Consider the following 25,753-nt stretch of genomic DNA (forward strand, 5'->3'; position numbering starts at 1 on the left):
ATCATGCTTTCGATTTGGCGAGCAAATATAAGAAGTACGGAGCGCCGATGACAGCGACGACGATCCCCGTTGGAATTTCCGTTGGCTGCATGATGGTGCGACCCAGCGTGTCGGCGACCAGGAGCAGCGAGGCGCCGGCCAAGGCTGAAATAGGGAGTAGGAACTGATGCGCAGGTCCAATCAGGCGCCGCGCGATATGCGGTGCGATCAAGCCGACGAAGCCGATTCCGCCACCGGCAGCCACGCAGGAGCCAGCAAGTCCGACAGCAGCCGCGATCAGCCAGATTTGCTCGCGCGCGATGGAGGTGCCGAGTCCTGTTGCAAGCTGGTCGCCTAGGTTGAGGATGTTAAGCACGCGCGCTTTCATGATCGTTAATGGAATCAGTACCACAATCCATGGCAGCAAAGACAAAACGAATGTCCAGTTGGAGCCCCAGATGCTGCCCGCCAGCCAAATGGCGACAAATTGATAGTTTTGCGGATTGAGCCGCAAGGACAGGACGACGGTGGCGGCCGAGATGGCTGCTGCGATGGCGATCCCGACTAAAATGAGGCGGACAGGCGACGTGCCTTGCCCTTTTTTGTAAGCCAAAAGAAAAATGATAGTGGCGGTTGCCGCAGCACCCACCAATGCGAGAAACGGCATCAGTGCGACGGAAGCCGATTCTTTGGCAGGGAAGAACGAAATATAGACGATTACCATCAGCCCCGCGCCCGCGTTGATCCCGAGAATGCCCGGATCAGCCAGCGCATTGCGGGAAATGCCTTGCAATATAGCACCCGCAGTCGCCAGGCCAGCGCCAATTAAAAGCGACAGCACGATGCGCGGAAGGCGGAATTCGAACAAAATCAATTGCTGCTTAGCCGTGCCGCCGCCGAAGAACGTTTGCATCACCTCTAGCGGAGATAGGCGTATAAAGCCGGTATTCATGCTGATGATGAGCGCGAGCACGATCAGAGCGGCGAAAATCACCATGATTGCGATAAAGCGTACGGTTTTTTTACGGGTTACAAACTCTGGCATCATCATGACAATTCCCTCCTTTCCCGACGAGCGAGATAGAGGAAGAACGGCACACCGATCAATGCGATCAATGTTCCTACTGGCGTCTCATACGGCGGATTGATCATGCGCGCCGCGATGTCGGCCAGTAGCATGAGCAAGCTGCCCAAAACAGCCGAGCAAGGAATGATCCAGCGATAATCGACGCCCACTAAATAGCGCGCCACATGGGGAATGACCAGGCCGATAAAGCCGATGGCGCCCACCGCGGAAACTGATGCCCCTGCCAAAACGAGTACCAGCAGGATGATGATCAGCTTGATCAAGCCGGTGCGCTGTCCGAGTCCGGTAGCGACTTCCTCACCCAAGCTCAGCATCGTCACCGACCGTGAGACGGCAATGGAGCCGATCAGCCCGACGATGATCCACGGCGTCATGATCTGCAGCTGCTCCCATTTGGTCCCGGCTACACCTCCGGCATACCAGAATGCGAGATCTTGCGCAATTTGAAACGAGATGGCGATCCCTTCGCTGAGCGCCACCAGCAAGCTGCTTACCGCAGCGCCAGCCAACGCGAGGCGGACGGGGGAAAGCGTTCCTTTTGACAAAGAGGTGACGCCATACACGAGTCCCGCCCCAATGCCGGCTCCGAGAAACGAAATGAGAATCAGCTCATTGAACATGAGGTTGCGGAAAAAGGCGAAGCAGATCGCTAAGGCAAACGCGGCCCCCGCGTTGATTCCGAGCAGTCCCGGATCGGCGAGCGGATTGCGCGTCATGCCTTGCATGAGCGAACCGGCGACAGCGAAGGCGGCACCGACGAGCATTCCGGCAATCGCCCGTGGCAGGCGCAATTCGTAAATGATCTGATGCTGGGTGACATCAGGGTTAAAATGAAAAATCGCGTCCCAGACGGTTCCCAGGCTAATGTCGGCAGCCCCCAAAGAAATGGAAAGAGCCAAACTGAAAGCAAGGGCGACGCATCCTCCGATTATGATGGACACAGCGGTAAAAGGACGGCTCTTCTGAACCAGCTGTGTATCAATCTGCGTATTCAAGATGGTCAGTCCTCCAATTTTGTTTTTTATAATGATAAAGATTATCATTCTCGATTAAAAAATACTACCCCTAAATTGGATAAATTAGCCTGAAAGGACTGGTTGTGCTTTACAGAGCAAGTGAGCTATTTCTTTTTCTTGAGAAATCAGATTCTATTGAAAACTCAAACGAAATTTTGTATAGTGAATATGGGTCATGATTTTTGTAAACACGCACACCAGATGAAAATGGGAAGTCGGGGTTCCAATGGCGGGCAGCTCATGTCAGGCCGCCGGGACTTACGGACCAGGCTAAAACAATCACCCTCGTAACGACGGGTGAATTTGTTTTTGTCTGGTCTTTTTCTTAAAATCGAATTGGTTTTAAAAGAGACAAACGAATAGAATGCGATAGACGGTCACGCCAGAAAAGGTGACCGTCTTTTTTATTTGGTAGTCTTATTTTTTTCCTCATTCCCGCCCTTGTTTTACTTCCATCTCTCAAAAGTGTCTTTCCCACTGCAGCGAAGGGTATTGCGAAAAAAAGCGGAGCGTAGCCTTTAGGCAGCCCACCCAGGCGGAGCAGACAAACGGAACGGCTTTCGCGCCTCACATCGTCTTTGAGCTACTTCCGCCGCGCAGCGAGTGGCTTTGGGGCGCGGTTCCGTTTGCCTGCGGAGCCGGACGCACCTGGCTCCCTTGCGGGAAGCCTAACAGCGAAGCGCCGCTTTTTTTCGCAATGCCCCTAAGTCTCCGCTAATACCCACTCATAGCCCAAATGGAAGCAAAACAGTCATAACCCCCCCTTCCCCCCCATACAGTAGAAAATAAAAAGAGACAACCTTGCATGTACCAGTGGCTAAAGGAGCGATGCACATATGCTTCATATCGTTGCCTGTATCAAACAGGTGCCGGATACAAAAATCATCAAAATGAACCCGAAAACCAACACGATGGACCGTTCGAGCGCGCCCGCCATCTTGAATCCGTATGATGCCCATGCCGTGGAGGAAGCGGTCCGGCTCAAAGCCCGTTATGGCGGTACCGTTTCTGTCGTGACGATGGGACCGCCGCCAGCGGTCAAGGCGATCAAAAAATGCATCGAGATTGGAGCGGACGAGGGGTATTTGGTCACTGACCGAGCATTCGCCGGAGCGGACACGCTGGCGACCAGCTACACCGTGACAAAGGCGCTGGAAAAGATCAGCAAAATCAAACCGATCGACCTGATCCTTTGCGGCAAAATGACGATCGACGGCGACACCGGACAAGTGGGGCCCGGGATTGCCCGCCGTTTGGACATCCCTCCGTTGACCAATGTGAAAAAGGTGGAATCCGTCAACAAGGAAGAAGGGTATTGTGTCATTCACCGCAAGCTCGAAGACGGCTATGAGGTGATCCAGTCCACACTGCCGTGCCTGTTTTCTGTGGAAAAAGACATCAACGACATTCCGTACTCGACCATGCCGAATATGCTGCGGGCCGCACGCTACAAGCCGGTGGTCTGGTCGGTCAACGACCTCGAGGATGTGGATCGGACGCTATTTGGGCTGAAAGGTTCCCCGACGATCGTCGCCAAAGTATGGCCGCCGGAAAAACCGAAGGGCGGGGAGATGCTGGCAGGCGGATCAAAGGAACAAGTCGCGCGTTTGCTAGAAATTTTATGGGAGAAAAAAGAGCTGTTTGGGATGAAGGAGGGGGCGCGATGAGCCTTCAAGCGTACAAGGGCGTCTGGGTGTTTATCGAGCAGCGCGATGGTGTGATCGCGCCTGTTTCGCTGGAGCTGCTGGGGGCGGGCCGCAAGCTGGCTGACAAGCGGAATGTCCCGTTGGCAGGTATTTTGATCGGGGATGAGGTCGGCAAGCTGGCACCTGTCGTCATTGAGTATGGCGCCGATATCGTCTACTTGTACGATGACCCGATCTACCACGACTACCGCACCGAGTCATTCATGAAAGCCGTCATCGATTGCGTAGAGAAGCACAAACCGGAAATTTTCCTTTACGGGGCAACATCGACGGGCAAAGACTTGGCGAGCGCCGTGGCCACCGACCTTGCGACAGGGTTGACCGCAGATACGACCATGCTGGACGTGGATGTGGAGACCGGTCTTTTGGAGGCCAGCCGTCCGGCATTCGGCGGCAACATCATGGCAACGATTTTGTGCAAAAAGCATCGCCCGCAAATGGCGACCGTGCGGCCAAAAGTGATGAAAGCGCTCGCGCCCGACAAAAAACGGACGGGTGGCATCATCGCCGAATCGCTGTATATTCGCGAAGAAGATTTGCGGACAAAAGTGCTCAAAATCGTCAGAGAAGCATCGGATAAGGTGCGACTCGACGAGGCTGATATCATCGTGGCAGGCGGCAAGGGGCTAGGCGGCAAAGAAGGCTTCGAGATGATCAGCCAGTTCGCCAAGCTGATCGGCGCGTCAGTCGGAGCCAGCCGCGATGCGGTCGAGGCGGGCTGGATGGATCACCATCATCAGGTCGGTCAGACAGGCGTGACGGTCACGCCCAAAATTTATTTTGCTATCGGCATTTCCGGGGCGATCCAGCATATCGTCGGCATGCAAAACTCAGGCATGATCATCGCCATCAACAAAGATCCCAATGCGGCCATTTTTCAATCGTGCCATTACGGCATCGTCGGCGATGCATTCGAAATCGTTCCGCTTTTGACCCAATGTTTTGCCCAAGTCTTGCAGAAAGAGGTGCAGTATGGCGGAAAAATTTGATGCGATAGTCGTCGGAGCAGGCCCAGCTGGAACAGCCTGCGCCTATACACTGGCGAAGGGCGGTGCCAGTGTGCTTTTGCTGGAGCGCGGCGAGTACCCCGGCTCCAAAAACGTAATGGGCGGCGTGCTGTACCGTAAGACGCTGGAGGACATCATCCCCGGCTTTTATAAGGAAGCGCCAGTCGAACGGCCGATCGTCGAGCAGCGCTTTGTCATGCTGGATAAGGAATCGGCAGTCACCTTTGGCTACAAAGGGTTGGAATGGGGACGCGAGCCTTATAACAACTTCACGGTGCTCCGCGCCAAATTCGACCAATGGTTCGCGGACAAAGCGGTGGAGCAAGGCGCGTTGCTGGTGAATGAAACCGTCGTGCTCGAGTGTATCGTCGAAGACGGCAAAGTGGTCGGCGTTCGAACGGATCGACCGGATGGCGAGCTGTACGCCGATGTGGTGGTGTTGGCAGACGGAGTGAACTCGCTCTTGGCTAAATCGCTCGGCTTCCACAAGGAGTTCCGCCCCGATGAAGTCGCACTGGCCGTCATGGAAGTGCTCAAGCTGGACAAAAAAATCATCGAGGACCGCTTCAGTCTCGAAGAAAACCAAGGCTGCACGCTGGAGATTTTCGGTGACTCGACCAAAGGAATTCTCGGCACTGCATGGCTCTATACCAACAAGGACAGCCTCAACATCGGCGTAGGAGCGATGCTGTCTGGTCTGATCAAGCACAAAATTAAGCCGTATGAGCTGCTCGAATATGTGAAAAAACATCCCATGATCAAAAACTACATCCAGGGAAGCGAGCAGCAGGAATACTTGGCCCACCTGATTCCTGAGGGCGGCCTCAAATCGATGCCAAAGGTTGTCGGCAATGGCGTTTTGGTCGTCGGCGATGCCGCGCAGATGGTCAATGCCATTCACCGGGAAGGTTCGAATATGGCGATGGCTTCCGGCGTGCTCGCCGCCGAAACGATCCTGGAAGCGAAAGCAGCGAGCAACTTCTCTGAGGAAATGCTGGACCGTTACCGTGAGCGCATGCTGGAGAGCTTTGTTGGTCAGGATTTGAAAAAGTACAAGGAAGCGACACACCATTTCGAAAAATATCCGCATTATTTCGAGAAATACATCCCGTTGATGAACAAGGCGGCAAGCCAGATGTTTACCGTAGACGGCAGCTCCAAATGGGAGAAGCAGCGCAAAATTTGGCGTGATATGGGCACCACCGGCGAGAAATTCAAGATCGCGCGCGACTTGTTCAAAGCATGGAGGGTGATGAAGTGATGAGCGAGCAAGGAAAAGGCGAGTCCATTGAGGAAAAGCAATACTTGATCCGCTTCAAGGCCGACACCAAATCGCATTTGCATGTGCTGGACGCAGACATCTGCATGGACAAGTGCCCGGACAAAATTTGCACGATCTTTTGCCCGGCTGAGGTATACAAATGGGAGGAAATCCGGATGCATGTCGGCTACGAAGGCTGTCACGAATGCGGCAGCTGCAGGATCGGCTGCCCGCACCAAAACATCAAGTGGGAGTACCCTAAGGGTGGTCACGGGATCATCTTTAGGCTGGGATAATGGTATGTTCAACGCGGGCGATCATGTCGTATTCGTGTTGGATGGGGCTGTTGGCGTCGTCTTGAATGTGGATGGCGGCCGGGTCCAGGTGCTCTGGGAGGATCATTTTGTCAGCTGGGAGAAGGCGGAGCTGCTGCGGCTATTGGAAGAAAAGCAAGCTTAACGGGAGCAATCCCTGATGAGAGCCAAGGAGGCGCTTGTCAGGGATTTTTGTCTTTCACCATCGATCAGCCGCGCCCAGAAAACGAAACCGAGCAGAAAATCAAGCGGCTTGTAAACGGATGAACATGACAAAAAAGCCGGGAGAGGAGTGCCTCAACCGGCTTTTCGCCTATACATCGCATTACTTTTGTTATTGCAGTTTGACCCCTTTGAGCATGTCCTGGAACGACCAGAGTGGAACGATTTTATAGCCTGTGACATTTTTGCTTGTGGCCATGATCTGCTTGTTGTGCGAGAGCATCACCCATGGGGAGTCGTCCGCGATCAGTTTGGCTGCTTGGATCAAGAGATCGGCACGCTTTTCGTCATCGGTCAGACGAACCTGTTCAGCCAGCAGCTTGTCGACTTCCGGGTTTTTGTAGTTGGCATAGTTGGCGCCGCCGTCTGCCGCATTATCGGAATGGAACAGCGGGAGCAGTGTGCCCGACGGGTCTGGGAAGTCCGAGCTCCAGTTGTTTACGATGATATCGTAGTCGCGCGAGCCGGAAAAACCACGGGTCGTCAGCTCTTCACCCGTTACCTTTTCGATCTCAAGATTAATACCGAGCGGTTTGACCGCTGCTTGGAGCGCCAGTGCCGAGTTGATGCGCAGGCCGTCGTTGTCGGTCAAGATTTTCGCGGAAAAGCCGTTCGGTACGCTCGATTCCGCCAACAGCTGCTTGGCTTTTTCAAGATTGTAGGCATAATCCGGTATTTCCTTAAATGCAGCTTCCCATTTGGCTTTGCCGATCGTCCAGAGCGCCGGCGGGACTGGGATGGCATGACCGGCGATGCCGTTGTCATGAACCAAGAGATCGATGATCTTTTGCTTATCAAGCGCATAGTTCATCGCCTGGCGCACCTTTTTGTCCGTAAACGGCGGGCGCTGGGTATTGAACTCGATGGCATCGTTCATGTAGCTGTCGACTTTTTGCACATTGACGCTGTCCATACCTTCGACGACTTTGACCAAGTCGAGCGGCAGGTTGATCGCCATGTTGATCTGGCCGGTTTTCAAGCCGGTGATAACGGTTGTCCCTTCCGGAATAACCTTGTAGATGACTTTGTCCAAGTAAGGTCCGCCGGTTTTGTCCCAATAGTTTTCATTTTTCTCAAGCACGATCTCGGAGCCAGTTTGCCAGCTCACGAATTTGAACGGTCCTGTGCCGAGCACACCGCCATCCGGCTTGCCAAAATTGTCCTTATGCGCTTCGTAATACTTCTTGCTGATGATTTGCGTGGCGGCGGTAGCAGTTGCATAGCGCCACATTGCGTCGGGCTGCTTGAGCGTCACTTTGACGGTGGAGTCGTCGACGGCCTCGATTTTGTCCACGTTGCCGTAGAGCCAGCTCAGATAGGAGGCGGTTTTCGGGTCACGCGTGCGCTCCATGGAGAAGACCACGTCGTCCACCGTCATTGGCGAACCGTCGGAGAAGACGACGCCTTTGCGCAAATGGTACACATACGTTTTGTCATCGGTCATCTCCCATTTTTCAGCGAGATTCCCGACGAGCTGCATGTTTTCATCGTAGCGGCAAAGACCCTCTGTAATCTCGTTGACAACCGGGCTAGTGGAAAAATCGTAGTTGAAAGCAGGGTCAAGCGAAACGATATCGGAATTGAGCGCAAAAACAAGCGTCCCACCCGGCTTCGCCGCCTCTGTACTACCGCTTGTCGAGGTCGAACCACTGGACTGTCCACCGCTGTTTCCCGCGGGAGCGGAAGAACAGGCTGTGGTGACAAGCGCGAGCACGGTAGAGCAAATGGCCAAAACGTTGAGGAGAGGATTTTTTTTCACCATGATTCCTCCAATGAAGGGAAATGAATACCTATGAATGATTATAAGCATGAAAGCGCTTTTTAAGTTTAAATATTCTATCAATTTACATGTGATATACAAGCATTTTCAGCTTATCAAAACACAGAGCGTTGAACAAAACTGTGCAGAAAAAGTGTAAAAAATAATGGATCAATCAAACAATTATGTACAATATTTTTGACAGTCGGTTTGCCTAAAAGGGGGCAAAACGCAATCACAACAGCGTTGGGCAGCAATGGTATGGGAATTGCTACGCAAGCTCGAGTGGAGCACTACATACATGGGAGGAACGAATCAATGGAAAAGCTGACAAAACTGCGGGAGCATTTCGCGACGATGGGTATCGACGCACTCCTGGTCACCAACGCGCAAAACCGTCGTTACCTGACCGGATTCACCGGAAGCGCCGGGATCGTGTTGATTACGAAAACGGAAGCGTTCCTGTTCGTTGATTTTCGCTATGTTGAACAGGCACATGCACAAGCGAAAGGTTATACGATCGAGTATCTTGTCGCCAAAGAAGACGTTTATCGGGAGGTGGCAAGACGCGTGGAGGAGCTGGGCATAAAAGCGCTCGGCTTTGAGCAAAGCCAGCTCAGCTTCGAGCTGTATAACAAGTATGCGGACACGGTTCGCACAGAGCTTGTCCCCCTCTCTGGCGCCGTAGAACGTTTACGTATGATCAAGGACAGCGCAGAGCTTGCCCTCATCCGTAAAGCGGCGGAAATCTCCGATGCGGCATTCTCGCATATCACCGGGTTTATCCGCCCGGGAGTCACCGAGCTGGATGTGGCCAATGAGCTAGAGTTCACCATGCGCAAACTGGGCGCGAGCTCTTCCGCCTTCGATATCATCATCGCGTCCGGCGCCCGCTCCGCGCTGCCGCATGGCGTGGCGAGCAGCAAAGTGATCGAAAAAGGCGATATGGTGACACTCGACTTCGGCGCGTATTATCAAGGATACCGCTCGGACATGACCCGCACCTTAGCTGTGGGCGAGCCACGCGAGGAGCTGAAGAACATTTACAAAATTGTGCTTGAGGCGCTGGAGCGCGGCCTTGCCGGAATCAAACCAGGTATTACCGGACGCGAGGCGGATGCGTTCACCCGCGATTTCATTACACAAAAAGGATTCGGGGACAAATACGGACACGGTTCCGGGCATGGCATCGGGCTGGATATCCACGAGGAACCGTTCATGTCGACCAAATGCGATGTCGTGCTGGAGCAAGGTATGGTGCTGACGGTAGAACCGGGTATTTATTTGCCGGGCATCGGCGGAGTACGCATCGAAGACAATATTGTGCTAACGGAGTACGGAAACGAAAGATTGACCTCCTCACCGAAAGAGCTGCTGATCCTGTAAAAAAACACCCGCTGCTTCCTCATCAAAGGGGGCAGCGGGTGTTCTTGCTTTTCTTCATCGTTTGCTTTTTTCCGCGTGCGCCGCGATCCGTTCATACAGAAGGCGCCAGGCAGGCGACATCTCCTTGATATGCTTGCCATGCAGCGGTTTTGGTTCCGGCGCTTGCTCCACGGCCGCAGGAGCTTTTTTCTTCGCCATCTATTCGATCCACTCCCTTCGCAAAGCAAAAAGGTCGCGCAGCTCTTCTGTGGACAGCTCGGTGATCCAGTTTTCACCGCCGTTCATGATCTGGTCGTTGATGCCTTGCTTGCGCTCCAGCATCTCGTCGATCCGCTCCTCGAGCGTGCCCAGAGTGACGAACTTGTGCACCTGCACATTGCGCGTCTGTCCGATGCGGTACGCGCGGTCGGTGGCCTGGTTTTCAACAGCCGGATTCCACCAGCGATCGACGTGGAAAACATGGTTGGCCGCCGTCAAATTCAATCCCGTACCACCCGCCTTGAGAGACAGCAGGAAGATGCCGCATCTCTGTTCCGCTGGCAGAGACAGATCCTGGAAGTGGGAGATCATTTCGTCGCGCTTTCCTTTCGGCACACCGCCATGGAGGAAAAAGACTCTCTCTTTCCGTTCCTCTTCCAAAATCGCCTGCAGCAGATGGCCCATCTCGACAAACTGGGTGAAAACCAGACACTGCCCGCCTTCTTGCCGCAGCTCTTCAATTTGTTCGAGCAAACGCTCGATTTTGTTGGAACGCCCACGCCATTGCGCGTTCTTTTCACGCAGCAAGAGAGCGGGATGATTGCACAGCTGCTTGAGCTTGGTCAATACGGCGAAGATGAGACCGCGCCTTTCCATCGGCGATGCGGATTCAATCCGGCTAAACATGTCTTGAATGATGTTTTCGTACAGCGCCGCTTGCTCCGCCGTAAGCGAGACGTATTCCTTCGCCTCGTTTTTGTCGGGCAAATCGAGCTGGATCGACGGATCGTTCTTGACGCGGCGCAGCAAAAACGGACGAACAAGCCGTTGCACGCCTTCAATCGAGCGGCTATCGTTGTTTTTCTCAATCGGAATCACGAAACGATGCTGGAACGTGCGCAGACTGCCCAAATAACCCGGATTTAAAAAGTCGAATATTGACCACAGCTCCGTCAGGCGGTTTTCGATCGGCGTCCCTGTGAGCGCGATCCGGTGATGACCGTCGAGGCGGCGGATCGATTGAGCTTGCTTCGTATGGACGTTTTTGATGTTTTGCGCTTCATCCAGACAGATCGTATTCCAGTAGACGCCAGCCAGCTCTTCGGTATCGAGATGGGCCAGTGTGTACGATGTCAAAACAAGGTCAGCATCCCGGATGGAAGCCGGGAAGTCATGTTCTTTCGCGCGGTTCGTTCCATAATGGAGATGCACCTTCAATTCCGGCGCGAAACGCTGCAGCTCTTTTTGCCAGTTGCCCAAAACCGATGTCGGACAGACCAAAAGCGACGGAGTGCCAGCCGATGCGCCTTGCTGTTGGTCCGATTCCTTAACATGCAGCAAATAGGCGATGAACTGCACCGTTTTTCCTAATCCCATATCATCGGCGAGACAGCCGCCTAAGCCGAATCGGCGTAAAAAGGTGAGCCATGAGCTGCCTGCCAGCTGGTAGTTGCGCAGCGTTCCGCGGAAGGTATCGGGCGGTGTGATGGAAGGCATGTGCTCATGTGTGGTCAACTGCTCGATCATTTGGGACAGATGCTGATTGAGCTCGACGCTGACTTGCAGGATGGAGGAAAGGTCTTCCACCTCTTGACCACCAAGCTCATCCGGCAATGTTCCGAGCAGATGCATCTCCAGCACGTCGCGAAATGTCAGCCCGTTTTTCTTTTCCGCTTTGGAAATAACCTGTTGGACGCGACGCAGCAGCTCCTGATCCACTTGGACCCATCTGCCACGGATGTAGGCGAGCCGCTTTTTTTGTGCCAACAGCTCGTTAAATTCGTCATCCGTCAATTCCACATCATCAACCGCGAGCTTCCAATCGAATTGCATGATGCTGTTCAAGCCAAGCAACGACTCTCTTGGCGAGCCGATGTTTTGCGCCATGCTCGCTTTTAACCCAATCTGCGCTTTCTTCAATTTTTCCCACCAGGAGGGTAAAAACAAGGTGTAACCCGCTTCAGCCAGGCGAACGCTCCCTTCCGAAAGCAAGGTCCACGCCATATCATCGTCCAATGTCGTGCGCAGCGGATGGGCCGGGTCGCTGCCAGCAAGCCAAGGCAGCAGCTTTATCCAGCGCTGGACATCCTTTTCGACACGATCCAGCCACCCGCTCCAATGCGGCGGAAAAGGGTCATCGATCGCTTCCCCGGACGGCGAACAGGCGATGAGCGCACTTTCCAGATCACGGTCCTGCAGCCAAATCGACAGCTTCCAGCTGCCCGTGCCAAACGCCGGCTCATCCAGCTTCAAACAAGTACGAAACGGGGCGGCATCCTGCTTCCATCCGACTGTGACCAGCCATTCATCCTCCAGCCAGCGATCACGGTCGGCATTTGTTGTCTGCAGCAGCGGATAGGCAGACACGATACGGTCCCAAGCCTGGCGAATGTCCGGTTTGTCGCGCAACAGCTGCTGCAGCGCGCTGCTCAGCCAATCGTTGGCAAGGCGCAGGTCGCTCTCGCTCCACTCTGCCGGCGGTTCAAACAGTTTCCAACGCGAGCGCTCGGGGTCCCAGCCGAACGGATCGGGAGCATACAAGCCTTCGCGCAAAGACTGAGAGAGGATGGGGGCGAGCCTCGTCAAGGAAACAGCGGTTTCATCCCACGTCACATAGGCATGCTCCAGCACGGTTGGAGACGCGAAAAAATCGAGCGCCATCGAGGCGTCCAGAATGAGTCCCCTCTGATGGCGCTCATCCGTTACAGGAATAAGCGCGCCGTAAAACGATTCGGCATGCCAGCCAAACAAGATGTTCCGTGACAGCTCCGGCTGCAAATCCTGACCATCAGGGCCAAGTGCACGGATGAACACGGAACCATCCTCGATCCATTGCGCATGTATGGTAACGGTGTGCAATGCAGTCATGTGGTGAAATTTCCTTTCTTCAGCTCTTCCTGAAATGCGCGGAGGCGGCCGGTCTGACGTTCAACATGTTGATAGTAACGGTTCCAACGATCCGTGAGCTGCAATTGTTGATAGAGGGCTTGCAATTTTTTCAAAAGCCGGATCGCCATGCGGTAGGAATCACGGTTTTTTTCACCGATATGCCGCTCAATGGCTGTGTGGTAAAGCGGCAGCAGAAGCGAGCGGTCGTATTCCTCGATTTTATTCAAGTCACCAGGAGCAATCGACAATGGCGAATTGGCCATGGCGATGTGCAGATCGGTCCAGCTCTTGAACCGGTTCGTTTCCAGCAAATACTGTGCGTACGCTTCATAGGAATGAGGGAGCAAGCGTTTTTGCGCCTCCAGCCATTCTTCGTCGGACGGCAGGTGGGCGGCGGCTTTTTGCCAATAAGCGCTCGTAGTAGCGAAAGCCTCTAGATCTGCATGGGATAGATGCGGCAGCGACCAGCGCAGCCAGATTAGCAGCCGCTCCCATTCTTCATCCAAGCAAAAGGATTCGAAATAGACGATGCCATACTTCAGCGTGAAGCTGGTCGTATCAAAAATCTCCATCGCTTCCCGGTCCTTGCCCTCGATCACATCAAGATGGGCGAGCCGGAAGAGCAGCCAATCGCGCTTCTGCCCGTCATCCATGCTCTCGGGAGCCACCTGATTGAGCCTGTCGCGCTCTTCGCTGAGCCATTCAGGCCGGTTTAAGAGCTTCCACCAAAGCTTTTGGTACAGAATTCGCCAGTCCATGTACCGTTCATTCGCCGGGTATGGGAACTGAAAAAAAGCGTCGGCAATCGTACGGACATACGTCGGGTAACGCAGCTTAGCCTCATCCGCCTGTATGCGGGAAATTGCCTGCTTCAACCGGTTCGTACACGTCTCCACAGCCGAATGAAAGGACATGTATTGGGCATAGGAAAGATGGGCCGGGCGCCATTTATCGTGCAAATACGTTTCCAAGCGAGAAAGATAATACAAGACGCCGTTTAGTTCAAACAGATAGCGGAGCTGTGAGTTCCATTGAAAGGAGGCCTGGTGCAGCGAACGCAAATAGAGCGCGTACTCCTCGATCATCCGATACGATTCGTACAGGCGTAGCCGTTGGAACTGTTTTTCGAAATAAGCGATCCATTCATCAACAGAGCTGTGTTCATCGAGGCTTGCTTGCTCCAACCATGCCGCTGGCTTGAGCGGCTGCTTGGCTGCGGTAATGACCACTTTGCGCTCACTTGCGGGGATCATGGTTTCCTTGAGCTGTCCGAACAGCCGGTTGGCCGAATCGATTTGGTCGTACAAAAAGAAAAAGGTCGCCGCCATGTGCTTGCAAAAATGCTCATACGGGCAACTGCAATCGCTGTTCATAAAAAAATCGAGATCAAGAATGACGCGGTAAGGATCGTTTCCATTCACTGTGGCCACAACTCGTGTGCCATCCAGAATCTCATTCATTTCAATCCGTTCGTTGCGGTAATACTCAAATCCACGTTCAATAATATGGAATTGAAAATAAGTTGGAATCTGCTCAGCGATAAACCGCAGTGATTCGTGAGAGACCTGACTCTCCTGCATGGGCCAATCCTCCGTTTTCGTAGCTCCCTCTATTGTAGCCGGATGCACACAAAAATCAAAGCGATTGAAAGATGAATCGTCTTGGCGGCAGATTTATTTGTACAAAAAAAAAGGCTGCGCCACAAGACGGGCGCAGCCATATGATTAAATCGCTTCTTCAAAATCCATTTTCGGCGGCTTTTTAGTAAAGCCCTTGGTCGAATAAAGCAGGTACCCGAGACCAAGCGCAGCCCAGATCAAGCCAAGTGTGATCGATTGCACATCGAGGCTCACCCACAGATAACCAACGAAGCCAGCGCCCAATGCTGGGAACAATACGTATTGGATCAGCGAACTGAGCGAGTTCTGCTTTTTCCGTACCACAAAGTAAATGACGACGGAAATGTTTACTGCGGTGAAGGCAGTGAGTGCACCAAAGTTAATGAAGGAAAGTGCAGTGTCCAGGTCAAACCAGACGGCTGCCAGACAGAACACGCCAGTTACGATGATACTGTTGATCGGCGTCGAGTAACGCGGATGAACATAAGCTAGGAATTTGCCTGGCAGAACTTTTTCGCGACCCATCGCAAACAGCAGACGGGATGCGCTGGTGTGCGATGCGAGACCAGATGCGATTGTCCCGGTGATCGCGCCGGCAAGGAACAACGATTGGAAGAACGCGCCACCAAGCAGGTACGCGATCTCAGGCGATGGCGAATCCGGATTTTTCAAAATCGAAACGTCCGGAATGACGGCAGTCGCAAAATACGATGCGGTGGTAAAGATCAATCCGCCGATCAGTGCAACGAGCACAATCCCGCGAGGAATCGTTTTGGTCGGGTTGACCGCTTCTTCGGTATATGTTGTAACGGCGTCAAAACCGAGGAAGGAGAAGCAAAGAACGGCAGCTCCAGCCATCAAGTGCGGCATGGTCATCCCGGTAGAGAAAAACGGTTCAACGGTTGCGACGGTTCCAGCGCCTTTTCCGGCCATCAATGCTTTAATGGAAAGGATGACGAAGAACCCGGTGACAAGAATCTGGAAGATGACTAGCAAAGTATTAAAGTTCGCAGTCAAGTTAACGCTGCGAATATTAACAAGTGTGAAAAGTAAGGTAACGGAAACGACCCAGATCCATTCCGGTACGCCAGGGAAGGCGGCGGACAAATAAATCTTGGCCAAAAGCACATTAATCATAGGAAGAAAGAAATAGTCGAGCAACGAAACCCAACCTACCATAAAGCCGAGGTGAGGGTTTATGGCTTTACTTGTATAGGAGTAGGCAGAACCCGCAGTCGGGAACTCCTTCACCATTTTGCCGTAGCTGGCAGCTGTAAATAACATCGCGATCAACGCAATCAAATAAGCAGTAGGCACATGGCCATCGGTATCTTGGGATACAATACCAAATGTATCAAACACGGTCATTGGCGTTAAGTATCCAAGACCCAGAACGACGACATGCCACAGTTTGAGTGTCTTCTTGAGAGACCCTGCTTGTTCGTAGGTAGTGTGAGAATGTTGCATGTAACGATCTCCATTCTGTAGTAGAATTTGTAAGCGCTTAAAAAGGCGGCGTCGGCGTCTGTCACGATAACCTCCCTTCTGGTACATTTTGGCTTGCTTACTGAATCGGAAGCTTGAGATAACTCATCAGCTAGTACGTAATCCAGCAATCAGATCCCGCCTCTTCCATGAGGACATATCTTGGAAGAATTAGACTGGAAAGAGGCATTGCTCAGCGAAAAGCAGTGACTCGACAATTTTCCGATGTTACAATAAGCAAGTGCTGTGCCAAAAACTAAATATCGAAATTTCGCGAATAAGGTCGAACATAGAGCCTTTTTGCTAGAATAGCAAGTATGCAGTAATGATAATATTCTATGCAAATGTGAATAACTACCCATCAATGCATAGCTTGCTTGTATAGTAAAACTATCATAGCGGAAAGATAAAAGATATGGACATATTTTGGCACGCGAATTGCTAGTATTAATTTACGGTGTGACCCAAAAATCTGATGAGGTGTTTACAAAATGAGTACAGCAACTTCAAATCATGCAGAAGCAAATCCATTAGTTGAGTTTCAACACAATTTAAAAGACGCGTGCGAGCTGCTGCGTTATCCAGAAAACGTTTACGATTTCTTGAAGGAGCCTATCCGTTTCCTCCAAGTTCGTATTCCAGTGAAAATGGACGACGGCACAACGGTAACGTTCACAGGCTACCGCGCCCAACATAATGATGCAGTAGGACCAACAAAGGGTGGCATTCGTTTTCACCCTGAAGTAGATGCCGATGAAGTAAAAGCGCTTTCAGGCTGGATGAGCTTGAAATGCGGTATCGCTGACCTGCCATATGGCGGCGGTAAAGGCGGAATCATTTGCGACCCACGTAAAATGAGCATGAACGAGCTCGAGCGTTTGAGCCGCGGCTATGTACGCGCAATCAGCCAAATCGTAGGGCCAACAAAAGATATCCCAGCTCCAGACGTATTCACCAACGCGCAAATCATGGCGTGGATGATGGACGAATACAGTGAAATCCGCGAGTTCGAATCCCCTGGCTTCATTACAGGGAAACCAATCGCACTGGGCGGTTCCGTAGGCCGTGAAACAGCGACTTCCAAAGGCGTGTTCCACGTGTACAACATGATCTGCAAAATCAAAGGAATCGACGTGAAAAACTCGCGCGTAATCGTGCAAGGTTTCGGTAACGTAGGTAGCTACCTGGCGCTCTTTTTGCACGAGCAAGGTGCAAAAGTTGTTGGCATTGCAGACGCAAATGGCGGTGTTTACGACGAAAACGGCCTGGATATCCCTAGCCTGATGGATCGCCGTGATTCTTTCGGTACTGTAACGCACCTGTTCAATAATGTAATCCCGAACAAAGATCTGTTGGAAAAAGAGTGCGACATCCTGATCCCAGCTGCATTGGGCGGACAAATTACGAAAGACAACGCAGATCGCCTGAAGTGCAAAGTGGTAATCGAGGCAGCGAACGGACCAACAACTCACGAAGCTGGCGAAATCCTTGAAAAACGCGGCATCGATGTTGTTCCAGACGTACTGGCTAACTCCGGCGGCGTAATCGTTTCCTACTTTGAGTGGGTACAAAACAACCAAGGTTACTACTGGTCGGAAGCAGAAGTTGATACGAAGCTGCAAGAGAAAATGGAAGCAAGCTTCCACAAAGTGTACAATACCGCTCAAGAATATAAAGTAAACATGCGCAAAGCAGCGTACCTGGTATCTGTTCGCCGTTTGGCGGAAGCAGGCCGCCTGCGCGGATGGGTTTCCTTTTAAGTAAAGACGAAGTGTAAAAAAGGAGGGCATTAGCCCTCCTTTTTTTATTTGATATTGGCACTGAAAAACCGGGTTGTTGCAAAAATGGGTAACAAAGCGACGGTATATATGCGGATAACGGCCCGGAAAAGCGTAAATTGAGCATCGATCGTACGACACGATTAGTCAGCAAACGAGCAGACAACTACCCAGTTGTTATTATTCACCATTGCATAAGCTATTCATAATTGGGTAATATGAAGGAGCAGATAAACGAAAAACGCTTGTTCAGACGGTATTCATTGTTTGGCACGCGACTTGCTTATACCTAAAAGTGAATAGGTAACGATGCGAAGGGAGTGAATATCTTCATGATAAATTTGAAAATGTACATCAATGGTGAGTGGGTAGATGCACAAAGCGGTAAAACGCGTGACATCGTGAATCCTGCCACAGGTGAAGTCATTGCAAAAGCAGCTGAAGGTGATGTAGCAGACGCCAAGCATGCAGTACAAGTTGCGCGTGAAGCATTCGATAGCGGTGTATGGTCTGACCTTCCAGCCGCACAACGTGCCAACTACTTGCTTGCAATCGCTACCAAGCTGGAAGAGCGTGCGGAAGAGATCGGTCGTCTGGAAACAATGGACAACGGTAAACCACTCCGCGAGACAGCATTCGACGTAGCCGATGCAGCTGCATGTTTCCGATACTATGCAGGAATCGTTACGAAGCCAGATGGCCAAACCTATCATGTATCCGATCCGATGCAAGCTATGGTTGTACGCGAGCCTGTAGGTGTTTGCGGCTTGATCGTTCCTTGGAACTATCCGCTGCTGATGTCCGTATGGAAAATCGCTCCTGCGCTTGCAGCAGGCAATACGATTGTGTACAAACCTTCCGAGGTTACACCAGTCACAGCAAAAATTCTATTCGAAATTATTGAAGAAGTCGGAATTCCAAAAGGCGTTGCCAACCTCGTAATGGGCCCAGGCGCTACAGTGGGTAACGAGCTGGCGGAAAGCCACGCTGTGGACATGATTTCCTTCACCGGCGGTACTGTAACAGGCCGCAGCATTATGAGAGCGGCTACAGGAAACTTGAAAAAGATTTCCCTGGAGCTGGGCGGTAAATCCCCGAACATCATTTTCGCGGATGCCGATTTCGAAACAGCGGTTGATTACGCCCTGTTCGGAATTTTCGCCAACCAAGGCCAAGTTTGTTCCGCAGGCTCCCGCCTCTTGGTGGAAGAGTCCATCTACGATCGCTTCATCGAGCGATTGGCAGAACGCGCTTCCCAAATCCGCGTAGGCAACGGCCTGGATGAGGGCACAGAAATGGGCCCATTGGTTAGCCAACAACACATGGAAAAAGTTCTTTCCTACATTGAAATCGGCAAACAGGAAGGCGCTCGCCTGATCTGTGGTGGTAACCGCATCACGGCGGACGGCAAAGACAAAGGATATTTCGTAGAGCCAACCATCTTTGTCGATTGCAACCAAGACATGCGCATCGTCCAAGAAGAAATTTTCGGACCTGTGCTGGCCGTTTCCAAATTTAAAGATGAAGCAGACGCGATCCGTCTGGCAAATGATTCGATCTATGGCCTTGCTGGCGGTGTCTTCACGAAAGACGGCGCGAAAGCAATGCGCGTGATCAAAAAACTGCGCGCAGGTATCACCTGGATCAACGCCTACCACCCAACTTACAACGAAGCGCCATGGGGCGGTTACAAACAAAGCGGTATCGGCCGCAGCCTGGGTACATTCGGTTACGAAGAGTACACAGAAGTGAAACAAATCAACATCAACCTCGATGTTCAACCGACAGGCTGGTTCGAGAACTAACGATTAGCCGGGTTGGTATCAACCTTTTAGCGGGTTCGCGCTCAAGCGAACGAGCCCGCTGCTCATTTGGGGAATCATAAAATTTACCTTATATAGGAGGGCAACAACATGACAAACCAAACTGCTACCTCAGCAAAAGAAAAATACGCAAGTGTATACGAGTATTCCAATCAAGTACTGGATCTGATCGCAAAGCAAGACATCACGAAGGAAGAAGCGGCATGGGTAACACGCCAAACCGTTGAAAACTTCCGCGATCACGTAAACCCAGGCTTCCTGCAATACCGCAAATCCGTAACAAAAGATACCCAGTTCGCATCCGTAGAGTGGAAAGACTCCGGTCTGAACGCTTTCCAAGATGTTAACGGCAAAGAATACATCGACTGCTTGGGCGGTTTCGGTATCTACAACGTAGGTCACGGCCATCCAAAAGTAAAACAAGCGGTTATCAACCAAATGAACCGTCAAGCACTGCACAGCCAAGACTTGCTCGACCCATTGCGCGCAATGCTCGCAAAAATCCTGGCTGACGTAACACCAGGCGACCTGAAATACGCTTTCTTTGGTAACTCCGGTACAGAAGCTGTGGAAGCAGCTTTGAAACTGGCGAAAATGTACAGCAGCCGTACAACTTTCATCGCAACAACAAAAGCTTTCCACGGTAAGAGCTTGGGCTCCCTGTCCGGTACAGCAAAAGGCGTATTCCGTAAACCATTCCTGCCAATGATCCCAGGCTTCAAGCACGTTCATTTCGGCGACATCGACATGATGCGCAAAACGTTCGAAGCTTGCGCAATGACAGGTGAAGACGTAGCAGCGGTAATCCTCGAGCCAATCCAAGGTGAGGGCGGCGTTAACTTGCCACCAGAAGGTTACCTGCAAGCGGTTCGTGCACTTTGCGATGAGTTCGGCGCACTGCTCATTTTCGACGAAGTACAAACAGGTATGGGCCGTACAGGTAAAATGTTCGCTGCAGAACACTACGATGTTGTACCAGACATCATGTGCTTGGCAAAAGCATTCGGCGGCGGTATCATGCCAGCAAGTGCGACCATCGCTTCTGAGAAAGTATTCAGCAGCTTCTTCGAAAACCCATTCATGCACACAACAACATTCGGTGGTAACCCACTGGCTTGTGCGGCAGCGATCGCTACTTTCAACGTACTGATCGAAGACAACTTGCCACAACGTGCATCTGAGCTGGGCGACTACATGCTGAAAGGCCTGCGTGAAGCAGCTGCCAACTACGGCGATAAAGTAATGGAAATCCGCGGTCTGGGTCTGTTGATCGGTGTAGAATTCCACAACGACGAGATCGGTTACGAAGTGTCCAAGGGCTTGTTCGATAACGGCATTCTGGTTGCGGGTACACTTATCAACGCGAAAACCATCCGTATCGAACCACCACTCACACTGACGTATGAAGAAGCGGATAAAGTTATCGCTACCTTCAAAAAAGTGTTGGGCGAGGTTAAAATCTAAGCTCCTTGCAAGAGAAGAAAGAGGACTGTGTCTACACGAGTCCTCTTTTCTTTTTCACATAGATAGAATCAGTATCGAAATACGATTATAATAATGTTAGAAACTGACTAAGTAGTCTACAGGAGGATTTATGGCTTCGAAATGGTTCGTGAGAAAGGCTTACACTGTTTCATTTGAGTCATCTGCGAATGAAGTGTGGAGCATCATGTCTCGTTACAATGAACCGTATGTCTTTATTACGGACCCGCATAACGAGGGTAGGATTGCGGCGTTCATTCGCAACACAGACATCATTCCATTTTTCGATAATACCGAATGGATGAAACGGTCGGTCCGTGAACTGCCGTATCACACCCATTTGATCAGCATACAGCGCGGTGCAGACATGCTAGACTTCTTCAAGGTGTTCGGCGAGGAAGTCGTGGTGATCTTGAATCAGGATGGCGAGCATGAGGGCTATTTGCAGCGCGAGGATATTCTCGCTTATTTGCTGACCAACCAATCGACAGACTGGATTCGCTCGCTGCTGAACTCCATTCCGATGGGGATTTTGATCGCAGATGTGCATGGACGAATTGAAAATTTCAGCTTGGAAGCATTGCGGATGATCCGCGTCGAGCCTGATGAACTGCGTCAGCAGCGCGTGGGCGATCTGCTGGATGCGGAGCAATTCGCCAAGGTTGTTGAAAACGGGGAAACCATCCTCAACCATATCATCATCAATGACCGGATCGGGGTTCTCGCCGATTTCGGACCTGTTCGCAACCAGTACGGAAAAGTAACCGGCGTTATCGTCGTCCTGCAAGACTTGCCGTACATCGAGAACATGGCAATGGAGCTCGAGTACGTCAAAAACTTAAACATGGACATGCAGGCGATCCTTTCTTCCATTTATGACGAGATTTTGGTCGTCGATGAAAAAGGCGTGCTCTTGCGTTACAGTGGCAACTTGATCAAAGACTTCTGGGAAATTGACAAGGAACAGCTGATCGGGATCAATCTGATGGAGCTGGAGCATGAGGGGACGTTTTTCGCCGCGATCGTCAAGATGGTCTTGGAGCGCAAGAAAAAAGTATCCGTTACGCAACAGAGCCGTTCCGGCAAAGACGTGCTTGCCGTAGGAAATCCGATTTTTGATGATAAAGGCAAGCTGGAGCGGATCGTCATCGCTCTTCGCGACATCACCGAAACCGTGATGCTCAAGGAAGAGCTGCGGCATGCGCAGAAGATGTCGGAGAAGTACAAGAAAGAGCTTGAAACACTGCTCGATCAAAAAACGTACGTGAAAAACCACCAGGTGATTTACGGCAGCGAAAAAATCGAGAAAGTGATGAAATACATCCAAAAAATCGCCGCAACCTCTTCGACGGTTTTGCTGACGGGTGAGTCGGGTGTCGGGAAAGAAGTGTTTGCCCGGACGATTTATGAGATGGGGCCGCGCAGCAGCAAGCCGTTCGTGAAGGTAAACTGCGGGGCGATTCCGGAAGCGCTGCTGGAAAGCGAGCTGTTCGGCTATGAAAAAGGCGCGTTTACCGGCGCCAACGCCAGCGGCAAGCCCGGATACTTCCAGATGGCCAACAAGGGGATTCTTTTCCTTGACGAGATCGGCGAGATGCCGCTCAACCTGCAGGTGAAGATTTTGCGCGTCCTGCAAGAGCGCGAGATCATTCCGGTCGGTGGCTCAGAAGTGGTGGAGGTCGATGTGCAAATCATCGCCGCTACGAATAAAAACTTGGAGAAGATGGTGGAGGAAGGTACGTTCCGCGAAGACTTGTATTACCGACTGAACGTGATTCCGATCCAAATTCCGCCTCTGCGTGAGCGTCCAGAAGACGTGCCATTGCTCGCACTCCATTTTCTGCAAAAGTTCAATGAAAAGTACGACCGCCACACACAGCTGTCGCAAGATGCCTTGGACGTGCTTGAATCATATACATTCCCAGGCAACGTGCGCGAGCTGCAAAATATTATCGAGCGAATTTGCGTAACATCCGATGAAGAGCTGATTGAATCGGACGTGATCATTCCGTTGCTGAAAAAAGGGAAGAAAAACCAGATGGCCAAACGGATGAACAAGATCATGCCGCTGAAGGAAGCGACGAAAGCGATGGAAGAAGAACTGATCAAAATGGCGATGGATGAATTCAAAACAACCTCGATGGCAGCAAAAGTCCTGGGAGTCAGCCAATCAACCATAAGCCGAAAATACCAGGAGATTACGGAGAAGCTTAGTCGAGGTGAGAAGGTTGGGTTTAAGATTTGACGTGGTCGCTCCCCGCGACGGCTCCATTGAACGTGTCATGCTGCGCGAAGGCGAAAAAATAGAAGAAGGCACGCCGATTTTTTCGCTGCAGTCCAATGGGGTCAATTGCGAAATCCTTGCCCCCGTTACGGGGATCACGGAATCGTTGGAAGTTGAGCAAGGGGATATCACGATATCTGGCATGATTTTGGCTGTCATTGTTCAGCGGTAGCGCAATGCTGTACAAGGGAATGGCACAAACACATGAATGGTTCATATTCGTTTTACTTGCATGAAAGTGTATCCGCGAAAACAACGGGTACACTTTTTTGTAATTTCCGTCTCAAAAAGTAAAAAGCTGCTCCGTACATGGATGTAACCATGACACGTAGAGCAGCTTTTTTGTTCTTCGCTAGTTATTGACTTGCAGCGTTTCATCCAGCCATTCAAACATACGCTGGTTGAAGTACAGCAGGGCACCGAATTGGCAATGCTCCTCCGCGCTTTCTTCTGCGGTGAAGCGCATGAATGTTTTCGGGCAGGTGAGCGCGTCGTATAGCATCTGAGGTTGACCGGCAAAGAAGTGATCTTCGGCCGCTTCAACTACGAGCGTCGGGCAGGTGATTTTGTCCGCTACACCGGCCAAAGTGATTGGCTCGGTTTTTTCGATCAGCTCATGGATATTTTTTGCCTGGTAGGTGAACATCCCGTTTTCAATCGCCCAGCGAACCCCGATGCTTTTGCTCATCAACACACCGATAAATTGCTCAACGAATGCTGGATTTTCGAAGTCCTGCGGGTTGCCTGGATAAAATCTGCGTCCGATTTCACCGAATTGATTGGAAAACAGGCCGTCGTTCGCCACGCAAGCAGCGAGGCGATGTTCATAGGCGGCAGCGCGAGGAGCCAGGTAACCGCCGAGGCTGATGCCGATGATCGCGATCCGTTTGGCATCCACTTCCGGCCGCGTCTCCAAATAATCAACCATAGGTGTCACGACTTTTTCCCAGTCATGGCGGAAGGGGAGCCGTTGCTCACGGATAACCGCGCCTTGGCCCGGCCCTTCGAACGTCAGGCAGTTGTAGCCTCGCTGCAGTGCTGACGCCACTACTTCTAAGTACAGCTCTTCCCCAGTCGAATCGAAGCCTCCATGAATGAGCAAGGTCGGTCTTGGCGACTCATCCACCCGATAAAAGTAGCCTGGCAAAAACGTGTCTTCATACGGGATTTTCACTTCATCGACCGGCGTATCAAACAGCTGGATGGCTTTGCGGAATGCGTTGCGGCTTTTTCCCCATGTATCCAGAATCCGCGGATCGTTTTGGTCGCCGTGCAAAAAGAATTCCGCAGTTCGGTAGTAGTTGTGCGCGCGTAGGTAGCACTCCCGCGCACTGACCCGTTTGCCGCGCGACATGCTTTCTTCCGCGAGCGCATGAATCCGCTCGGCAGTTTTGTACCACTCGTTGTACCAGCTTTCGAAATTCCCCTCCTCGATACGATAAGCGGTGGTCAGGCATTCCCCGATATCGGCTCCGCCGAAGGGCGCGTACCCCATCGTACGCAGCAGTTCAAAGGAAAAGGTTTGGTCTTCAAAAATACATTTCATAATGGATGAGTCCTCCTTTAATCGATGACAATTTATAGGTTCGATTTGATCTAAAACAAAAATAACCTAAAATCAATTTTAAGTCAACAATAATATAGGTCATAATTAACCTATTTTCGTGAAGTGAAGTAATTAATGTTTGAAGAGAGATTAGATCGTGAAAGCTCTGACTTTTCGTGGGTGGATTGCTGGTTGAAAAATATTAGGTTAAAATTAACTTAGGTTAATATTGTTACTAAAGAAAACAAGGGAGTTGTCTTGATGAGTGCAATCCGTTATGTCCTGCTTACCTTGTTGGTGCGCGAACCGCTTAGCGGCTACGATATCAAACAGCAAATGAACAGCCGGATCGGTCCTTTTTGGAAAGTGGGCAGCAATCAAATCTATCCCACGCTGTCAAAGCTGCGAGCGGACGGATACGTCAAACTGCAAGGCGTCAAGCTGCATGAGTATCGCCCCGCACGAAAGCTGTATGAGATTACGGAGCAGGGGAGAGAGGCATTGAAACAGTGGACAGTCGAATCGGGCGGGCTTGGCACGATCCGCGATGAATTGCTGCTGAAGGCGTACAACCTGTGGTTGGTCGACCCGGCCAAAATGATCGTTCGGGTTGAGGAGATCAAAAAACAGCACGAGGGGATACTAGCTGATTATTTGGCAAAAGTCGAAGAGCTAAAGCCCTTGCGCGATTCACGCTTGAAGATGGACCCGATCTCATCGAGCGTCGCGGTTGTCGAGTTCGGAATCCAATATGAAAAGCTCTATATCGACTGGTGCAATCGTTTGCTGGCGGGAATGGGCGATGATTAATCTTTGATCTGGTGGTGAAGTGGTAATCGAGGCCATGTATTGTCGAGCGAACTGTGGTAATGTATTTTTATAGAAAAAAGAAAGTTTATCAAAGGGGGAGCT

The 25,753-nt window shown here is 51.5% G+C and carries 20 protein-coding genes; 12 read left to right on the forward strand and 8 right to left on the reverse strand.

Going from position 1 to position 25,753, the window contains the following annotated elements:
* Position 1: 1 nt before the first annotated feature.
* Positions 2–1,024 carry a FecCD family ABC transporter permease gene (locus EDM56_RS07055; RefSeq protein ID WP_425456288.1) on the reverse strand — a complete coding sequence of 341 codons (1,023 nt, stop codon included), beginning with the start codon at positions 1,022–1,024 and terminating at the stop codon, positions 2–4.
* Between the two features lie 2 nt (positions 1,025–1,026).
* Positions 1,027–2,061 (reverse strand): FecCD family ABC transporter permease, encoded by a 1,035-nt coding sequence (locus tag EDM56_RS07060; protein WP_246009299.1) that lies wholly within the window; start codon positions 2,059–2,061, stop codon positions 1,027–1,029.
* A gap of 857 nt (positions 2,062–2,918) precedes the next feature.
* On the opposite strand from EDM56_RS07060, the gene EDM56_RS07065 reads away from it, so the two are divergent.
* From EDM56_RS07065 to EDM56_RS31400, 5 genes are read left to right on the forward strand one after another with little or no spacing between them, the layout of a single operon-like run.
* Positions 2,919–3,749 carry an electron transfer flavoprotein subunit beta/FixA family protein gene (locus tag EDM56_RS07065; protein WP_122917196.1) on the forward strand — a complete coding sequence of 277 codons (831 nt, stop codon included), beginning with the start codon at positions 2,919–2,921 and terminating at the stop codon, positions 3,747–3,749.
* Positions 3,746–4,777: an electron transfer flavoprotein subunit alpha/FixB family protein gene (locus EDM56_RS07070; RefSeq protein ID WP_122917197.1), complete on the forward strand. Its 1,032-nt coding sequence runs from the start codon at positions 3,746–3,748 to the stop codon at positions 4,775–4,777. The genes EDM56_RS07065 and EDM56_RS07070 overlap by 4 nt, the downstream gene beginning before the upstream one ends.
* Positions 4,761–6,056, forward strand: a complete 1,296-nt coding sequence (locus EDM56_RS07075; protein WP_122917198.1) for an FAD-dependent oxidoreductase — start codon at positions 4,761–4,763, stop codon at positions 6,054–6,056. The genes EDM56_RS07070 and EDM56_RS07075 overlap by 17 nt, the downstream gene beginning before the upstream one ends.
* Positions 6,056–6,352, forward strand: coding sequence for a ferredoxin family protein (locus tag EDM56_RS07080; RefSeq protein ID WP_122917199.1), 297 nt, complete (start codon positions 6,056–6,058; stop codon positions 6,350–6,352). Before EDM56_RS07075 ends, EDM56_RS07080 begins: the two co-directional genes overlap by 1 nt.
* Positions 6,353–6,356: 4 nt before the next feature.
* Positions 6,357–6,515, forward strand: a complete 159-nt coding sequence (locus EDM56_RS31400) for a hypothetical protein (protein ID WP_183192327.1) — start codon at positions 6,357–6,359, stop codon at positions 6,513–6,515.
* Positions 6,516–6,704: 189 nt separating this feature from the next.
* Here the strand turns inward: EDM56_RS31400 and EDM56_RS07085 are convergent, their stop codons facing one another.
* Entirely contained in the window at positions 6,705–8,351 is a 1,647-nt protein-coding gene (locus EDM56_RS07085; RefSeq protein WP_183192328.1) for an ABC transporter substrate-binding protein, read from the reverse strand.
* 318 nt (positions 8,352–8,669) lie between these two features.
* Here EDM56_RS07085 and EDM56_RS07090 point away from each other — a divergent pair, with 318 nt between their 5' ends.
* The gene (locus EDM56_RS07090; protein ID WP_122917201.1) at positions 8,670–9,737 is read left to right on the forward strand and encodes a M24 family metallopeptidase; all 1,068 of its coding nucleotides are present in this window, start codon (positions 8,670–8,672) and stop codon (positions 9,735–9,737) included.
* A 54-nt stretch (positions 9,738–9,791) separates the two neighbouring features.
* On the opposite strand, the gene EDM56_RS31405 is transcribed toward EDM56_RS07090, so the two are convergent.
* The 4 genes from EDM56_RS31405 to EDM56_RS07105 form a co-directional block, all read right to left on the reverse strand.
* The gene (locus tag EDM56_RS31405) at positions 9,792–9,935 is read right to left on the reverse strand and encodes a hypothetical protein (RefSeq protein WP_183192329.1); all 144 of its coding nucleotides are present in this window, start codon (positions 9,933–9,935) and stop codon (positions 9,792–9,794) included.
* Positions 9,936–12,803 (reverse strand): DEAD/DEAH box helicase, encoded by a 2,868-nt coding sequence (locus EDM56_RS07095; RefSeq protein WP_122917202.1) that lies wholly within the window; start codon positions 12,801–12,803, stop codon positions 9,936–9,938. It abuts the gene before it with no gap.
* Entirely contained in the window at positions 12,800–14,404 is a 1,605-nt protein-coding gene (locus EDM56_RS07100; RefSeq protein WP_122917203.1) for an SWIM zinc finger family protein, read from the reverse strand. The genes EDM56_RS07095 and EDM56_RS07100 overlap by 4 nt, the downstream gene beginning before the upstream one ends.
* A 144-nt stretch (positions 14,405–14,548) precedes the next feature.
* Positions 14,549–15,910, reverse strand: coding sequence for an APC family permease (locus EDM56_RS07105; RefSeq protein ID WP_122917204.1), 1,362 nt, complete (start codon positions 15,908–15,910; stop codon positions 14,549–14,551).
* Positions 15,911–16,419: 509 nt separating this feature from the next.
* On the opposite strand from EDM56_RS07105, the gene EDM56_RS07110 reads away from it, so the two are divergent.
* From EDM56_RS07110 to EDM56_RS07130, 5 genes are all read left to right on the forward strand, one after another.
* Complete coding sequence (locus EDM56_RS07110; RefSeq protein ID WP_122917205.1) at positions 16,420–17,688, forward strand: Glu/Leu/Phe/Val family dehydrogenase; 1,269 nt, start codon at positions 16,420–16,422, stop codon at positions 17,686–17,688.
* Between the two features lie 350 nt (positions 17,689–18,038).
* Positions 18,039–19,511, forward strand: coding sequence for an aldehyde dehydrogenase family protein (locus EDM56_RS07115; protein ID WP_122917206.1), 1,473 nt, complete (start codon positions 18,039–18,041; stop codon positions 19,509–19,511).
* Between the two features lie 108 nt (positions 19,512–19,619).
* A complete protein-coding gene (locus EDM56_RS07120) occupies positions 19,620–20,993 on the forward strand; it encodes a putrescine aminotransferase (RefSeq protein WP_122917207.1) in 1,374 nt (457 codons plus the stop codon).
* 130 nt (positions 20,994–21,123) lie between these two features.
* On the forward strand, positions 21,124–23,256 hold the full coding sequence (locus EDM56_RS07125; protein ID WP_122917208.1) for a sigma 54-interacting transcriptional regulator: 2,133 nt from the start codon (positions 21,124–21,126) through the stop codon (positions 23,254–23,256).
* Positions 23,240–23,467, forward strand: coding sequence for a biotin/lipoyl-containing protein (locus tag EDM56_RS07130; protein WP_122917209.1), 228 nt, complete (start codon positions 23,240–23,242; stop codon positions 23,465–23,467). The genes EDM56_RS07125 and EDM56_RS07130 overlap by 17 nt, the downstream gene beginning before the upstream one ends.
* 180 nt (positions 23,468–23,647) lie before the next feature.
* On the opposite strand, the gene EDM56_RS07135 is transcribed toward EDM56_RS07130, so the two are convergent.
* A complete protein-coding gene (locus EDM56_RS07135; protein WP_122917210.1) occupies positions 23,648–24,841 on the reverse strand; it encodes an alpha/beta hydrolase family protein in 1,194 nt (397 codons plus the stop codon).
* A gap of 261 nt (positions 24,842–25,102) precedes the next feature.
* Here EDM56_RS07135 and EDM56_RS07140 point away from each other — a divergent pair, with 261 nt between their 5' ends.
* Positions 25,103–25,651 (forward strand): PadR family transcriptional regulator, encoded by a 549-nt coding sequence (locus tag EDM56_RS07140; protein ID WP_122917211.1) that lies wholly within the window; start codon positions 25,103–25,105, stop codon positions 25,649–25,651.
* Positions 25,652–25,753 lie beyond the last annotated feature (102 nt).

The sequence above is a fragment of the Brevibacillus fluminis genome (assembly GCF_003710825.1).
In the GTDB taxonomy this organism is placed as follows: domain Bacteria; phylum Bacillota; class Bacilli; order Brevibacillales; family Brevibacillaceae; genus Brevibacillus_D; species Brevibacillus_D fluminis.